The sequence below is a fragment of the Glycomyces halotolerans genome (assembly GCF_054779575.1).
On record NZ_BAAGXZ010000002.1, the window covers coordinates 24,337 to 39,090 of the forward strand.

Genomic DNA, 14,754 nt, shown 5'->3' on the forward strand with positions numbered 1-14,754 from the left:
CATGCGCACGGCGTTGCGGATCATTTTCTCTCGCTATGGCATCGTCGTCATCATCGTGCTGCTCGTGGTCGCGGTCATCGCTCTGTCCCAAGGGCGCGAGGAGTTCCCCCTCAGCTCGGGAGACTCGGAAGAGGAGGCTTCTTCATCCGATACGCCGTCCTTGGAGTTCACCGCCGATGACGGCATCACGGCTCCCGAGTGCCAGGGCGAGGAGTGCGAGGAAGGCGACTCGCCCTTGCACGACCCTTATGACGAGCCCGAGCTTCCGCAAGAGGCCGCTGATAAAGCCGTTGATTTCGCAGAGGCATGGCTGGACGTCGAAGGTAAGGATGCGAACTCGTGGTTCCAGGGGATGCAGCCGTATATGACCGAGGAGACCGCTGAGCTCATGCGCGATGTCGAGCCGGTATCGGTTCCGGCCAGCGAGACCACCGGAGAAGCACTCATCGACGGCGGTAAGGTCCGCATCCCGATGGACACCGGAACCCTGATCCTCACCATGATCGAGGGCGACAGCGCCTGGGCTGATCAGGAGTGGCTGGTGTCCGCAATCGACTGGGAGGCCGCATGACAACTCTCAGCACACCTAAGCGTCCGGGATGGTGGCAACGGTGGATGTGGGGTGTCGCGCTCGCTTCAATGTGCTGTCTCGGGTCGGTGGCGGTCATCGTGCAGCTGCTGGCAGACCAGTCGGACGGTGACGAGGGCGATGTCATGGCCCCTGTCGGCTGCGGCTTGAACGTCATGGTCGACCCGGATGCGGAGCTGCCTACGATCTCCGGCCTCAACGACGATCAGGTGTACAACGCGGCGGTCATCATCTCGGTCGGCCAGGAACTAGAGCTGAGCCCTCGGGCGTGGGTCATCGCTATTGCGACGGCGATGCAGGAATCACGGTTGACCAACCTGGGTCACCTAGGCGATGCGAATGACCACGACTCCCTCGGTCTCTTTCAGCAGCGACCGTCTTCAGGTTGGGGCACCCCGGAGCAGATTCAAGATCCCGTCTATGCCTCGACGAAGTTCTACAAGAAGCTCCAGACGATCGACGGGTGGGAGAGCATGGCGCTGACCGTGGCCGCCCAACGCGTCCAGATTTCGGCTTTCCCGAATGCCTACGCCAAGCATGAGCCGAAGGCGACCGAGATAGTCAACGCCCTGACTGGCGGTGGCGGACGCTCTTCGGCCGTGAATGTGAACCTGGGCGAGTGCGCTGCTCCGGGAGAGCTGTCCGCGGCGGGCTGGATCGTCCCAGTCGACGGCCCGGTCTGGTCGGGGTTCAGAACGGCAGAGCGCCCCACCCACCAGGGCGTGGATATCGGGGTGCCTCGCGGTACTCCTGTTGTGGCGGCGTCCAGCGGTACGGTCATCACCTCAGAATGCAATGCCTTCGCGCCAGATGGCAGCCCCTACTCGTGCGACGTGGACGGCTCGCCATCCATCGCGGGATGTGGCTGGTACGTGAACATCCTCCATGCAGGCGATTATCTGACGCGGTACTGCCACTTCCAATCACGACCACTCATTGATGAAGGCGATATGGTTCGGGCCGGTCAGGTCATCGGCTATGTCGGTTCGTCGGGTCGTTCCTCGGCACCACATCTTCATTACGAAGTGCACTTGAACGCGGACCGCTCAGCGGCGGGTGCCGTGGACCCGGTTGCCTTCATGAACAACGTGGGAGCACCCCTAGAATAGATCGAGTCATTGAGCCCTTCTCAACCTGATTGATGTTCTAGTCGAAGGCTGTGACGGCGCTGGGGGATCCGGGCGGCCCAGGCCGGATGAATACAGTTCAGGGCGATGTCGGCGGTCGGCATTATGGTAGGACCCAATTCATAGCTCCTTTGGCACCAACCCTGTCCAGTCAGGAGGAACGTCGATGCCGCCGGCGGAGTCACTCGGCCCGAAGATCGTCCGTCCCGTTGGGGTGAACAGCGCCGGTTACGTGTTGCTGGTCGATGGAGCGGTGCCGGAGCCTGCCCGACGTGGTCCGGAGACGTATCCGGGCCGGGGCGCGGCGCCGTCGGCCGACCCGGAACGTTTGGAACGGGTGCTGCGTTAGCGGATGCCGGACGCGGTCGGCGCTACTGAAGACGAGATCGCGGACGTCGAGGAGCGCCTTGGGATGTCGATTCCCGAAGAGCTCAAGGCGATACTGCGAGTCACACGGGCCAGATACGGCGATTACGTTCGCTACGGGGAAGACGAGCGGTACGACCGAGATATCAAGGCCCTCGGCGGGATCGAGCTGTTCGGCCTCGACGGCATCGAGCGCGCCTCGGAGGCGGACGTCCGCACGGAGCCGTCGCACCCGTGGCTCGCGGACACGGCGGTGGTCACCCGGTCGGACTCGGCGGTGCAAGGGCTCGTGGCCTCGCCTGGCTGGATCGTGATCGGTGACCACGGTGGCGGTACCGGGGATTGGACCGCTATCGACGTGCTACCGGGACCGTCCGGGCATGTCGGACAGGTAGTGGTGCTGGATCATGAATCGAAGATCGGGGCGCGCTTGCTGGCGGAATCACTCCCTGACCTGGTCATCAACGGCGCCACCAAACCGTCATGGCCCTCCCGGCCAGGGGAGGAACCACCGGAAGTGGTGAGGGTGAATAGCAGCAACGGGCACTCGGTCGAAGCGGCCGCCACCGAGCAGCTCGAGGTGCTGAAGACCGCGGGCAGGGAGCCGTCCGATCTCACACCGCTGGTGGGTCTGCCTCGTCTACGCACGCTGATCGCACAACCGGGCGCGATCGCTGATCCGGTCGTCAGCGGCGATCTGACCGGCCTGGAGTACCTTCAGATCGGGCTGACCGAATGGCGAGCCCTACTCGATGCCGACGCCGTCCCCCGTTCGCCGCTGGCCGCCGGCGTCTCTGGCCACCGCCTTAGCCGTGTGCAAGTCGACCTCGTGTATGAGGCTCTGATCCGTCTCTGGAGCGGTGAGCGCCAGCGGACATCGATCAGACATCGATTGATTCGCCGGGTCAAGGGTCGTTATCAGATGGACTCTTGATGCTTCAGCGAGGGGTACTAGGAAATGGCCAAATCGGTGAGAAAAACGAAATGCAGCCTTGAGATATCGACACCTGATATCCCATTTCAGCCCGAGCAAAAGTTGCGCCTCAACCAAACGACTGCGATGAGGGCGCAACAACCGGTGAAAAATCCACGGAACCATGAGAGCTCAGCACTGCAGCCTGGTAAGTCCCCTGGAGGCGGTCAGATGCACTGAGAATCTACGGTTAATCATCGGACGGGTGGAGAAGCGCTTCGTCCCCGGACACTTTAGTGATGCAGTTGTTCACGATCGTAACCTCGAATGCGAACGATTCGGTCGCTCGAAGAGAGCTGAGCTCAACGCTCATAGGCACAACCGTGCCGGAATCAGACTCCGTCGGTTCACCTTCAAAACTCTGAACCGGCGTGGCGTCGCCGAAGACGCCCTCCCATTCCCTCAGCGCATTTTCCAGCTCCTCGGGTTGAGGGCCGTCATAGCCGACACAAAGATGGCTGGAAGCCAAATTCGGATCTCGAACCACGAATACCGCGCTTAGGAACTTTGCAGCCTGGTCCTGAGGGTCGACTCGATCCGCCGCGTCTTCATCATCCGACCGGACCCTTACCACCTCGGAAACGCAATACCTGCTACCGGTTGCCAGGACGGTAACGGTGAACTGCTCCCGGAAAATACTGTCGCCTATGAACGAAACGGTAGAGTCCACCACCATCCCGGAAGCCGAGCCGACCGGTTCCGTGGTGCTGACCTCTATCTCTGGATAAGCTCCAAGCGCCTCGTCGTACTCGTCACGCAGCGCCACGAGGTCGGACTGAAGCATCTGTGGAGCAGCGTCATCGCAGAGCACAGCGCCAGCGCGATCAGACTCACCGTTCAGACCCGCTTCCAGATACCTGGCCGCCGCCTGGCGCGGAGTTATGGGAGCTTGGTCGCGGGCGTCGGTCTCGTCGGAGGCGCCTCCAGAGGCGAAGCCCGGGGCCATCCACGCGCCCCCGAACAGGACGACGGCCCAGAGACCGGCCATCGAGGCGACGCGGCCCCAGTGCCTCGGCGGATCACCGAAATCCGGTTCCTCGTCGACCGGCACGACCCTGTACTTGCGTTCCGAACCCTTGCCCACACCATCACACTACCGAGACATCGCTCCAACGGGAATCCCATCCCGTTCTGCTTTGCGGAGCACATCCGCGTGCCCCTGGACGCACGGTAGGAGGCTGGAGCGAAGTGCATCTCACGGTCGTACCGGTCCTGTTCGGCCAGCGGAAACGGTCCTTCGGATCGTTTACCGGTGCGCTGCAGATGCTGACAGATGTGCCTCGTCATTGCCGTTGGTCGGTTCGCTGAGAGGTCCGGGGATCCGCTCGGCTGACGGCCGGATGTCCGAAGTTCCGTGGTGAGCGCGATTGGCGCGCCAGCTCGATCAGGCGCTGTGGGCGCAGGCGCAGCCGTCCGCGGTGTGTTCGGAGCGGCAGGTGCAGGATCGGGCGCGGCGGCGTTGGAACCACCACATGCCGACCGCGAGCGCCGCGAGGGCAACAGCCAGGGCGGGCAGCCAGCCGACCACCACGGCTGCGCCCCCGCCGATGACTCCTGCGGCGATCAAGACGGGCAGCAGGCAGCAGGCCAGGCAGGCGAGCCCCGCCAGGCTACCCAGAGTTTTGGGGCCCCGGGCGCGGGCGGATCGCGGTTCAGTGACAGGGTCCGGCACGGTGATGCTCCTCGGCGAGGTCGGCGAACGGCAACGGGCAGCAGGTGCTCTCGGCGCAGGCGGTCAGGTCGTCGCATCCGGCGTCGAGGGCGTCGGTCAGGGCTTGGCGGATGACGGTCAGGTCGGCGATCTTGGCGTCGACTTCGGCGACTTTTTCCCTTGCGCGCTTCTGGAGTCCGGCGCGGGGGCGTGCGTGCCGGTGGCCGCCGATCTCGAGCAGCTCGGCGACTTCTTTGAGGGTGAAGCCCAGTCGCTGCGCGGCTTTGATCACTCGCAGCACGGTGACCGTCTCTGGCGGGTACAGCCGGTGGCCGCCGGGAGACCGCTGGGGTCTGGCGAGCAGGCCGCGCCGCTCGTAGTAGCGCAGCGTCTGCAGGTTCACCCCGGCCGCTGAGGCGACCTGCCCACTGCGCAGTGCCGACCCGCTCACCGCCCTACCCCCGGTGCCGTGGCGTCAACCGACGCGGCCGGTCCGCACACCGCCGCCCCTGGTGAAGCGATGGCACCAGCGCTATTGACCGGGGCGTCGGTTTCGTGTTTGCTCATCGTGGGTCTCCGTCGGGTCTAGTGGAACGGCCGAGCAGGCCGCCCAGCGTGGTCCCGGAAATGCAGCGCATCCCTCGTTCAGTCGTCCCGACCGCGCATGTGCGAGACCGGTGCTGCTTTCCGTATCGACGGTAAACCTGTACCTACGTACCGGATGCAACCTCGATTGCAGGTGACGGTGGACACTCCGAGGCTCCCGGCGTCAGTGGGGCCGGGTCGCCGCAGTGCGGGACGGTAGCCCGTAGCTGCGGCGCAGCAGGTACTCGACGAGCCGCTGGGGCAGGAGTGTGGTGAGGTAGGGCACCCAACGTCCGTCGGCGCCGGCTCCGTAACGGGCGCGCGGTCTCCGTGCTCGGGAGGTCCTCACGATCAGTTCGGCGACGGTGCGGGGGTCGCCGCCTTTGCTCATGCTCCGGTGGAGTGTGCGGCGGGCCGCCTCTCGTACGGCGTCGTAGTCGGGCATGGTCCGTTCGGTTGTCGAGGCGGCGTTGAGCACGTCGGTTCGGAACGCGCCCGGCTCGATCAGGGACACCCAGATGCCCAGCGACCGGACCTCGTGGCGCAGCGCCTCGGTGTAGCGGGCCAGTGCGGCCTTGGACGCGGCGTAGAAACCCTCGCCCGGTTCGCCGACCCATGCCGCCAGGGAGCCGATATTGACGATGCGGCCCCGGCGGCGTTCGCGCATGGTCGGCAGTACGGCGTTGACCACCCGTGCGGCGCCGAACAGGTTGGTCGCGAAGAGGTCCTCGGCTTCGGCGATCGCGGTCTCTTCGGCGATCCCCTCGTGCATCGCTCCGGCATTGTTGACCAGCACGTCGATCCGGCCGGTGCTGGCAAGAATCGTCTGCACGCAGTCGGTGACCGATGCCGTCGAGCGCACGTCCAGCCGCAGCATGGTCACGCCGTCCGCATCGGGACGTTCGCTACGGCTGGTGCCGAAGACCCGATAACCGAGACGCGCGAACTCCTGCGCGGTGGCTTTGCCGATACCCGACGAAGCACCGGTGACCAGGACGACGTCGCTGGAAGTCCGCGGTGTGGCCATGAAGGCGAGTCTGCCAGCCGCATCACCCTGCAGGCCTATGGAGCATCGGCTCGGCCGAGCGGACGCGCACCTTGCCGATCGCACCATGCGGCCATGTCGCGGGTTCCGACCAACATCACGAGAGCTACCGCGGTCACCACGCCGACCATCGAACTCGAGACGACGGCTCCGACGAGCTTGCCGTCCCCGGTGGTGATAGCCAGCAGCAGCCAGGCCGTCGCCGCCGCTCCCATCTCGAGATACTGCAGCGCTATGAGGGTTGTCCGTGCCCATCGCTTTCGGGCGGCGATCGCTCCGGCGATCACGGCGCGAAGGATCGTGCCCCCAACAAGCCAGGCGAGCAGCAGCATCAATGCCGCCCGTGCGAATAAGGGCTCCGAGGTGAGCGCCGCTAGCTGCTTCGCCGGGTCCTCTGCCTCGAAGAGACCCGTCACGGATTCGACGCCGAGACCGGTCCAGCAGAGGAGTCCGAGGAAGACCTGTATCCGCAGGATCGCCACCGCGATCTTGCCTTCAACGGGCATTTCGCGAACGGTCGGGCGAGATTCCGGCTCGGCTTCCGCCGCGCCGGGGTCCGAGCGTTGAGTCATCAGCGACTCCAGCAGGTCGGCGCCTTTGACGTTCAATGCTAGTCGCGTTCTGGCATTGACTCAGTCTGAAATGCGACTGTTCCCCAACACGTTTGGGAACCGTCGCTTCCTGAAGTCGGTTGCGGTGGTGCTGTTCGACTGCGACGGTTGCGGTCAGGCAGTTCAATTCCTCTCGGAAGGCCCGCACCGGTGCGCACCCTCTATGTCGTCACTCATCCAGAGGCGATCCACCATCTCGAGGGCTTGGTCGGCGGGTGGTATGACTCGCGACTCACGCCCTACGGCATCCGTGCCGCGCAGTCCATCGGCCGGGCTCTACGCGCTGCGGTACCCGACGGTACCGAGGTACGGCTGTGCTCCTCAGATCTCCGACGCACAGCTCAGACGGCCGAAGCGATTGCCGAGCGATTCGGCGTTCGACCAGTGCTCGATCCCAGGCTGCGGGAGATGTCGTTCGGCCGCGCCGAGGGAAGGACGCGTGAGTCGTGGGATCGGCTCGTGAACCCGCCGCCGACCGACGGCGACCGAATGGAGCACACCGATGTGCAAGGGGCCGAATCAAAAGTGGCGGTCGCGCGGCGCGCCTACGCGGCCATGGACGACATCCTCCGCAACCAGTACGAACACCAGATCATCGTGACCCATGGTTTCGCCTTGACGTTCGTGGTGGCCGCTTGGATCAAGATGCCGATCGCCTCGCTCGGCCATGTCGTCTTCAAAGCCTCCTCGGGCAGCATCACCACACTGCTCGAGGACGACTTCTACCGAGGCCGCCTGGTGGTCCGCCTTGGTGACACCCGCCATCTCGACGGCGTATCGGCCTCTTGATAACCGACGCCGGTGTGCCGGAAATCGCGCCACTCGATAGCGACCGCGACACGTTCTCGGGTCCAGCCGTTCCACCACGGCGAGCGTGCACCACTGCGGTGATCCTCCGCATTGGAGTCAGTACGCTACAGTGGTCGAAACACCCTTTCTCCGACCCCTGACCCGAATCGCCCCCATGACTTCGAACGCACCCTCGTCCCGCAATATCCGCAGCCTCAACCCCAAAGGCCTGCTCATCGCACTCGGCCTCCCGATCCTCCTGGTCGGCGCCCTGGTCGCCACCCTGCTCGGCACCGGCGCCTTCTCCCGAGACTCGCCCGGCGAGGACGGAAGCATGTGGCTGTGGACAGTCCCCACAGGAGAGATAGCCCGCGTCAACGGGCTCACCGCCGCCACCGATGCCCGCGTCGAAATAGCGGACGGCGCCGGAAACGCGGTGCAGATCGAGCAGAACGACCGCTATCTCATCCTGCGCGATCTCACCACCGGCAAGGTCAACGCGATCGACCTCCGCACCCTGCAGATCACCGGCACCGCCGAGACCGCCCCCGGGGAAGGGGTCCGCCTCGCTCTCCACGACGACCGAGCCTTCATCGTCGACCGCTTGCAGGGCCTGGTCACGCAGGTCGACCCCGTAGACCTGTCGCCGATCGGCGAGCGGCTGGTCTTCCCGGCCGGACTCGTCGGCGGCACCTTCGACGTCGACGGCACACTGTGGATCGGAAGTCCCCGCGAAGGCACCGTCGTCGCCGTCGAACCCGGCGCCAAAGGCGCCCGCACCGCTCGCACCGAGTCCATCGCCGACCCAGGTCAGGAACTCAGTCTCACTGTGCTCGGCGACGGCGTAGCGGTCCTCAACCGCACCGTCGCGCAGATGACGACCCTGCGGCCCTCGGGCGAGATCTTCACCGCCGACGTGGAATTGAGCGGGCCGACACGCACCGCCGATATCAGCCCGGGCCGTTACGCGGCCGTGACGGTCGCCTCCCCTCCTGGCGTAGTGGCCGTCCAAGACGAGCGGTCGCAGACCTTCCCGATCGACGCCGATTCGACCCCGCTGCTCGGCGCGGCAGTGGAGTTCCGCGAGCGCGTCTACGTCCCTGACGGCAGCGCCGACAAGGTTCTCGTGTTCGGCCTCGACGGCACCGAGCTCGACGCCATCGACATCGATGCCGGCGGTGGCCCCATCGAACTCGTCTCCGCAGGCGACATGCTCTTCGCCAATGCCGTGTACACCAACAACGCCGTCGTCATCGCGGCGGACGGCTCCGCCAGACTCGCCCCGAAGGACCGCGACGACGTTCTCGGCGGCAACGTCCCGCCTGTCGAGCCGGTCGGAGACGAGGGTGAGGACGGCGACCTAGGCGTATCGGATCACGAGGACGGCGCTCAGGACGGTGGCGATTCCGAAGCGCCTCCAGTACCGGAGCCGCCCGGTCCCGTCACCGGTCTTCGCGGAGCGGTGTCGGACCGAGCCGTGACGCTCTCCTGGGAGCCCGCCGCTAACAACCACGCACCGATCACCGAGTACACAGTTGAAGGAGACGGGCGCAGTTGGTCCGTCGCTCCAGGTCAGCGGGTCGTGGAAATCGGCGAGCTGGTCAACGGCGAGACGTACGAGTTCACCGTCACCGCCCACAACTCGGAAGGCGCCGGGCCGACGGTGACCAGCGAACCGTTGCGGCCGACCGCCGAGGTGCCCGATCCGGTCGAGCTGGTCACGGCCACGGCCGGGCCCGACGGCACCGTCGCCCTCCAGTGGGGCGAGCCCAATGGGCAGGGGCTCGAGATCACCGGATACCTGGTCGAGTCGGTCGCCGATGACGGGACTCGAGAGCGGGTGGTCGAGACCGCGGAGCCGGGACACACGTTCCTCGACGGTGAGCTCACTTACGGGCGCAGCCACATATACAGCGTGACGACCCTGGCCGGCGACGCCGCGGCGGAGCCCTCGCCGAATTCGGAACCGGTGACGCCTTTCAACAACCCGAACCGGCCTCGCACCGTGCGGGTGGCCACCGACAAGGACAACGCCGGCACCCTCAACGTCTCGTGGTACAAGCCGTCGGACAACGGCAGGGACATCACCGGATACCGAGTCACCGCCGGCGGCGACTCCATCACGGTGACCGGTACGGAGGCCACGGTCTCGGGACTCGGCGACGGCCGGACCGTGGAGGTCTCGGTCGTCGCGGTGAACGAGGCCGGCGAGTCGCCGGCGGCTGCCGCGAGCGGCACCACCATCGACGTCCCGAGGGTCACCACCTGGCACCGGTACCAGTGCCAGGTGGACGGCGAGTGGAAGATCTGCAGGGACTTCGAGTACGACGACGGCGGCGGCAACGTCACCTGTGAGATCACCTGGGACGGCGAGACCACCGGTCCCACTTCGTGTGCCTCTCCGGGCGCGATCGGTTTCATCCCCGAAGGGGATCCGAACCCCATGCGGGTCAGAATCTGGAACGACGCCGGAAGTGATGCTGCCAGCACGCAGATCGAGTGGATGTAATCGGTTGCGCGGGCGGCTACATGGGCCGTACCGTTCTGGGCGAACGAAAGGTAGCCCCCGTGAGCAAGTTGAACCAGATCATCGCCATCGAGAAGAGCGTCAAGAACAGGGCCTCTCGCGCGCTCGGCGACGCCGGCCGCGAGCTGTCCAAGGCGCCGTTGCTGTCCGGCATCTCCCGCACGTACCAGCCCAAGGACGAGGAAGGCGAGCAGCTGCCGTCTGAGTCGACGAAGGTCCAGCGGCGCGTGGAGGAGCAGTTGGCCGAGGTGGCCTCGGCGATGACCCGGATGCTCGACGTCGTGGCGACCAAGGACCGCACCAACGCGCTCGCCACCGCCGACGTGGTGGTCGACGACGAGGTCCTGCTCGCCGACGTCCCGGTCACCTACCTGCTGTTCCTGGAGAAGCAGCTGGCCGACCTCCAGGCTTTCGTGAAGTCGCTGCCCGTACTCGACGAGGCGGAGTCGTGGGGCTTCAACGAGTCGACGAACTGCTTCGCCACTGAGCCGGTCAAGACCGTGCGCACGAAGAAGGTGCCGCGCAACCACGTCAAGGCCGAGGCGACAGAGGAGCACCCGGCGCAGGTCGAGGTGTACTACGAGGACATCCCGGTGGGCTACTGGACCACGGTGAAGTTCTCCGGAGCCGCTCCGGCGAAGCGCGTGGCGACGCTGGTGCATCGGTTGGAGAAGCTGCAGCACGCGGTGAAGTTCGCCCGGGAGGAGGCCAACGGCACCGAGGCCGTCGACGAGCGGGTCGGCGACAAGGTCTTCGGCTACCTGCTGGGAGACTGAAACAACGAGACTCCCCTGTTGAGCGACAGGGGTGCGCGAACAGCGCAAAGCTGAAACTGAGGTTCAGTCTGAGCATCACGCGGTAGAGTTGGGGGTTCGAGTCCCTCCGCCGGTACGAACCGGCGTGGCCCAACTGGCAGAGGCAATCCGCGGAACTTGAGATTCTCGCTCCAGATTCAGCATTCGCCGTGCCGCGCGTGACCGCGAGCGGGTTCCATTGGACATCGGGGTTGGCGGTTCAAATCCGCCCCGCCCTACCACGCAGGGCGGTAGCTCAATGGCAGAGCACGGTGCTAGCAGTAGTTTCACGGCCCGCCGAAGGTTCGCAGCGGCGACATGCGGCACATCGCGGCCCGGGATTGAGGTCAACAACCCGGGCCGCACCTGTGTCCGCCGGCGGCCGGCTCCTCGTGAACCCCGCGTTCGCCGGTTCTGCACTAGGATCGCCGTTCAGAACTGCCCTCGCCTACAGGAGCCCCCAATGGTCGACGCATCGCCCACTCACGCCTTGACCGAACCCGCGCCCACGTTCACCGATATGCCCGGAGTGACCAAAGCCGCGGTGGTGCTGCTCTGGGTCATGTTCGGTTTCGGGACCTGCGGCGCCGTCTTCACGGTCATCGGGATCACCTTCCTGGCGCGACTCGGCCTCGCCGGCATGCCGACAGCGGTGGGCGTGCTCTTCGTCCTCGGCATCGTGCAGGGACTGGTGTGGACCGTGTTGAGGGCTGTGTTCGCGGTCAAGATCGCCCGCCGCCGTAGCACGGGCAGCCGCGGTGTGATCGCGTTGGAAGTCGTCGGTCTGGTCCTCGCCGTGGTGTCCTCTGTCGCCTCGTTCGTTTGGTTCACCCACTTGTTGAACGACACCATGACCGCTTCGGGCGTCGAGGCGTCGACGTCTTCGAATGCCGGGGGCATGTTCGGCACGGTGTTCGGTGCCGCACTGTCCTGTGTCGTCATCGGACTGCTGTTGACACAGGACTCGCGAAACTGGTGTGATCGCTGACGGGAAGACGAACAGCAGTGCGGTGATCCGGTTGCGTTTTGCATCACAGCACTCCACCTCGGACATTATGAATCATGTTCCATTTCGCTCTCACCGATTGGGCGCCAATTCTTCTCATGTCGAGAATTGAACTTTATGGATTGTGAATCGCTCTCATACCCTGCGATGACTCCGGCTGCAGTTGACAGGTGTGCGATTCGAGCGTCATCATTCGATGCATATGATGCAAGTCGGATGGGAGACAAGTACTTACGAACGAAACTGATTCGTTTACGAAGGATCTGAGTCGCATCCGGCCCAGTCATACATCAGAATAAGATTCGCCGCCCGGTGGTCACGAGCTACCAACTTGATCCCGCCGGGCGGCGCCGAGCAAGGAAGGAAGCCTCCCTTGTCCTCTACGACAATACGCTATTCCGGCGTGCCTGAAAACCTCCGTCCCGAGGAGCACGCGCCGCGATCGGGCCCCGGGAGTCCTCTCGTGGAAGTCCCAGGTGACGGCCACTATGACTGGGCCGGTCGGCGGCTGTTCCTGGCCGACGGCTCGCCGGATCCCGATACTCCAGGCGCCTACCGATACCAGCACCGCCCCGACTGCTGCGATCCGGCCGCTTCCGACGACGACCCCGCCAGCCCGTGGTACGAGCCTCCCTACCTGCGTCACCGACCAGGTGACACATGGCAGATCGGCGGCAAGCCCGAAGACCCGCTCGACCCGGGGCCGTTCGGCTCGCCCGGCTGGTATCAGGACCGGCGCACCGGGCGCCATCGGCGCGGCGAACTTCCCGATCCGCTGCCGCCCGACGATCCGTCGCAGGCAAGTCAAGTCTCCGCGTGGATCAGGCTCAACCTGCCCGCACCGGCGCCGGTCATCGAGGTATCGCGACCATCGGTCGACGATTCGGCGACCGCTTCAGAGCCGGCATCGGCCGGTGAGCCGCCACCCGAGCGGGCCGGACTGCGATCGTCGAGCCTGAGGGAGGACGCCTGGCAACGGTTCCTCATCGGCTCAGAGCCTCTGGCGCGTGCGCACATCGACGGGAGAGCGCGACTGCATCGGAGGAAAGGCCGGTTCACTCGGTTCAGACACTGGGTCGCCGACCGGTTTCGACCGGCGGCACCCGCCGAGCGCCCCACAGCGGCGCCTGCGCGCGGAACCGCCCGGGTGCCGCCAGTGGCGGCTCCCAGGCACGGCGCGTACATCGCGGGCTGGGAGCACGCCTTCGACACCAACCGTGCCTTCGGCACCGGGACGTTCTGATGGGGCCGTCACGCTACATCCCGCGGCTAATCCGTCGGCGCTACTTCGCCGCCCTCGACGACCTGCCTCGATTCGAACCGTCCAACGCCAGAGCGGCACCGGGGAGTCTGGTGCCGGTCGACACTCGAACGGTCGATGAGCGACTCATCCGCTTCCACGTCGTCGCCGGGCGACCGCGGCTCCGACTTTCGTTCGTGGACGTCGAGCCGGCGGAGCTCGGTTCGGTGATCGGACTCGACGACCGTCCGGAGCTGGTGATCAGCGAGCAGCGCCATCTCGAATGGGCGAGCGAGGCGGGGCGGGCCCGGAGCATCCGGGCGCTGGCCGTGCAGGTGTGGTCATCCGTCGAGCGCAACTGCGAAGGTTGACTCGAACGATCCAGCGGCATAGATCAGCGCTCACACCACTCGCGGATCTCGCTTCGAGAGAGCAGCACGAGTATGGCAATGCACATCGCGAAGAGCCGAGACTGAGGACCGCAGACGGAGGACACCGTCACCAGTGGCCCCATCAGGCCCGCGCCGACATGGCCGGCAGGGAGGTCACTGTGATCTGGACCGACGCCTCGGGAAGCCACGGTAGGGCTGTCCTCACCATTGGAACGCCAGCTCACAGGCTCGAATGCGCCGGCGGATCGACATAGGTTCGACTCATGCGAAAGACCCTCAAGCAGCTGGGCCGCGACACCGGTTACCTGCTGGCCGGCCTCCCGATCGCGATACCCGCGTTCGTCATCACCGTCGTCGGCGTCGCCGCCGGCGTCGCCACCGCGGTGGTCTGGATCGGTGTGCCGGTCCTCGCCGCGACACTGCTTGCCATGCGCGGCATGGCCGCCGCCGGGCGCGAACAGCTCGCAGAGGTGACCGGCGAATCGGTCCCGCGCCCCCGGCACAAGCAGGCGCGGCCCGGTGCCTCCGGACTCCGCCGTCTCCTGACGGCCGTCGCCGACGGCCAGTCCTGGATGAACCTGCTGTGGAGCGTGATCAACTTCCCGGTCGCCATCCTCGGGTTCGTCGTCGCCGCGACCTGGTGGGCCGCCACCGTGGCTTCCCTGGTGTACCCGCTGTACGGCTGGATCTTCCGCCGCCTCTTCGGCAGCGACGGCGACGGCATGGAGTACGCCACGCGGTGGCTCGGCTGGGGCGACTCCTACCTCGCCGTCGCGGCGCTCGGCTTCCTCGGCGGTCTCGTGCTGGCGGTGCTCCTGCCGCTGGCGCTGCGCGGCTGTGCCTTGATGCAGGCCGGTATCGCCCGGAGCCTGCTCACCGGCCTGGCCGAGAACGGATCCCCGCGCCTCGACCGCGAACAGCGGCTCGACAGCGAGTCCACCCGGGTTCGCGACCGGATCGCCCGCGCCTGAGGCGCTCGCCGCACCGGGCGGGCCGCGCGCAAGCGCCACACCCGATCGGCGAAGCCGCGCTGAGGCCCCCGGCGAGGCCCATGGTCTA

The 14,754-nt window shown here is 66.0% G+C and carries 15 protein-coding genes; 10 read left to right on the forward strand and 5 right to left on the reverse strand.

Annotated features, from left to right (window positions below; all coding sequences use genetic code 11):
- Position 1 precedes the first annotated feature (1 nt).
- The 3 genes from ACYVL2_RS01955 to ACYVL2_RS01965 all read left to right on the forward strand — a co-directional run bounded on the left by ACYVL2_RS01955 (position 2) and on the right by ACYVL2_RS01965 (position 3,016).
- Complete coding sequence (locus ACYVL2_RS01955; RefSeq protein WP_460539649.1) at positions 2-571, forward strand: hypothetical protein; 570 nt, start codon at positions 2-4, stop codon at positions 569-571.
- The gene (locus tag ACYVL2_RS01960) at positions 568-1,698 is read left to right on the forward strand and encodes a M23 family metallopeptidase (protein ID WP_460539651.1); all 1,131 of its coding nucleotides are present in this window, start codon (positions 568-570) and stop codon (positions 1,696-1,698) included. Before ACYVL2_RS01955 ends, ACYVL2_RS01960 begins: the two co-directional genes overlap by 4 nt.
- Before the next feature lie 370 nt (positions 1,699-2,068).
- Positions 2,069-3,016, forward strand: a complete 948-nt coding sequence (locus tag ACYVL2_RS01965; RefSeq protein WP_460539653.1) for an SMI1/KNR4 family protein — start codon at positions 2,069-2,071, stop codon at positions 3,014-3,016.
- A gap of 229 nt (positions 3,017-3,245) precedes the next feature.
- On the opposite strand, the gene ACYVL2_RS01970 is transcribed toward ACYVL2_RS01965, so the two are convergent.
- The 5 genes from ACYVL2_RS01970 to ACYVL2_RS01990 form a co-directional block, all read right to left on the reverse strand.
- On the reverse strand, positions 3,246-4,139 hold the full coding sequence (locus tag ACYVL2_RS01970) for a hypothetical protein (RefSeq protein ID WP_460539655.1): 894 nt from the start codon (positions 4,137-4,139) through the stop codon (positions 3,246-3,248).
- A 300-nt stretch (positions 4,140-4,439) separates the two neighbouring features.
- The gene (locus ACYVL2_RS01975) at positions 4,440-4,622 is read right to left on the reverse strand and encodes a hypothetical protein (RefSeq protein WP_460539657.1); all 183 of its coding nucleotides are present in this window, start codon (positions 4,620-4,622) and stop codon (positions 4,440-4,442) included.
- An 85-nt stretch (positions 4,623-4,707) separates the two neighbouring features.
- Positions 4,708-5,157, reverse strand: coding sequence for a MerR family transcriptional regulator (locus ACYVL2_RS01980; protein ID WP_460539659.1), 450 nt, complete (start codon positions 5,155-5,157; stop codon positions 4,708-4,710).
- 318 nt (positions 5,158-5,475) lie between these two features.
- Positions 5,476-6,318, reverse strand: coding sequence for a Rossmann-fold NAD(P)-binding domain-containing protein (locus ACYVL2_RS01985; protein ID WP_460539661.1), 843 nt, complete (start codon positions 6,316-6,318; stop codon positions 5,476-5,478).
- Positions 6,319-6,353: 35 nt separating this feature from the next.
- Positions 6,354-6,944, reverse strand: a complete 591-nt coding sequence (locus ACYVL2_RS01990) for a hypothetical protein (RefSeq protein ID WP_460539663.1) — start codon at positions 6,942-6,944, stop codon at positions 6,354-6,356.
- 153 nt (positions 6,945-7,097) lie between these two features.
- On the opposite strand from ACYVL2_RS01990, the gene ACYVL2_RS01995 reads away from it, so the two are divergent.
- The 7 genes from ACYVL2_RS01995 to ACYVL2_RS02025 all read left to right on the forward strand — a co-directional run bounded on the left by ACYVL2_RS01995 (position 7,098) and on the right by ACYVL2_RS02025 (position 14,666).
- Positions 7,098-7,736 carry a histidine phosphatase family protein gene (locus ACYVL2_RS01995; protein WP_460539665.1) on the forward strand — a complete coding sequence of 213 codons (639 nt, stop codon included), beginning with the start codon at positions 7,098-7,100 and terminating at the stop codon, positions 7,734-7,736.
- 175 nt (positions 7,737-7,911) lie between these two features.
- Positions 7,912-10,245 carry a fibronectin type III domain-containing protein gene (locus ACYVL2_RS02000; protein ID WP_460539667.1) on the forward strand — a complete coding sequence of 778 codons (2,334 nt, stop codon included), beginning with the start codon at positions 7,912-7,914 and terminating at the stop codon, positions 10,243-10,245.
- 59 nt (positions 10,246-10,304) lie between these two features.
- A complete protein-coding gene (locus ACYVL2_RS02005) occupies positions 10,305-11,039 on the forward strand; it encodes a DUF7873 family protein (RefSeq protein WP_460539669.1) in 735 nt (244 codons plus the stop codon).
- 481 nt (positions 11,040-11,520) lie between these two features.
- Positions 11,521-12,045: a hypothetical protein gene (locus ACYVL2_RS02010; RefSeq protein WP_460539671.1), complete on the forward strand. Its 525-nt coding sequence runs from the start codon at positions 11,521-11,523 to the stop codon at positions 12,043-12,045.
- Positions 12,046-12,526: 481 nt separating this feature from the next.
- Positions 12,527-13,306 (forward strand): hypothetical protein, encoded by a 780-nt coding sequence (locus ACYVL2_RS02015; protein WP_460539673.1) that lies wholly within the window; start codon positions 12,527-12,529, stop codon positions 13,304-13,306.
- Positions 13,306-13,674, forward strand: coding sequence for a hypothetical protein (locus ACYVL2_RS02020; RefSeq protein ID WP_460539675.1), 369 nt, complete (start codon positions 13,306-13,308; stop codon positions 13,672-13,674). The genes ACYVL2_RS02015 and ACYVL2_RS02020 overlap by 1 nt, the downstream gene beginning before the upstream one ends.
- 284 nt (positions 13,675-13,958) lie before the next feature.
- A complete protein-coding gene (locus ACYVL2_RS02025; protein WP_460539677.1) occupies positions 13,959-14,666 on the forward strand; it encodes a sensor domain-containing protein in 708 nt (235 codons plus the stop codon).
- Positions 14,667-14,754: the final 88 nt, after the last annotated feature.

Excerpts from the sequence above, each read along its gene's own strand:
- ACYVL2_RS01955 (WP_460539649.1), top strand. The coding sequence starts at position 2 with ATGCGCACGGCGTTGCGGATCATTTTCTCTCGCTATGGCATCGTCGTC.
- ACYVL2_RS01960 (WP_460539651.1), top strand. The coding sequence starts at position 568 with ATGACAACTCTCAGCACACCTAAGCGTCCGGGATGGTGGCAACGGTGG.
- ACYVL2_RS01965 (WP_460539653.1), top strand. The coding sequence starts at position 2,069 with ATGCCGGACGCGGTCGGCGCTACTGAAGACGAGATCGCGGACGTCGAG.
- ACYVL2_RS01985 (WP_460539661.1), bottom strand. The coding sequence starts at position 6,318 with ATGGCCACACCGCGGACTTCCAGCGACGTCGTCCTGGTCACCGGTGCT.
- ACYVL2_RS02000 (WP_460539667.1), top strand. The coding sequence starts at position 7,912 with ATGACTTCGAACGCACCCTCGTCCCGCAATATCCGCAGCCTCAACCCC.
- ACYVL2_RS02010 (WP_460539671.1), top strand. The coding sequence starts at position 11,521 with ATGGTCGACGCATCGCCCACTCACGCCTTGACCGAACCCGCGCCCACG.
- ACYVL2_RS02020 (WP_460539675.1), top strand. The coding sequence starts at position 13,306 with ATGGGGCCGTCACGCTACATCCCGCGGCTAATCCGTCGGCGCTACTTC.
- ACYVL2_RS02025 (WP_460539677.1), top strand. The coding sequence starts at position 13,959 with ATGCGAAAGACCCTCAAGCAGCTGGGCCGCGACACCGGTTACCTGCTG.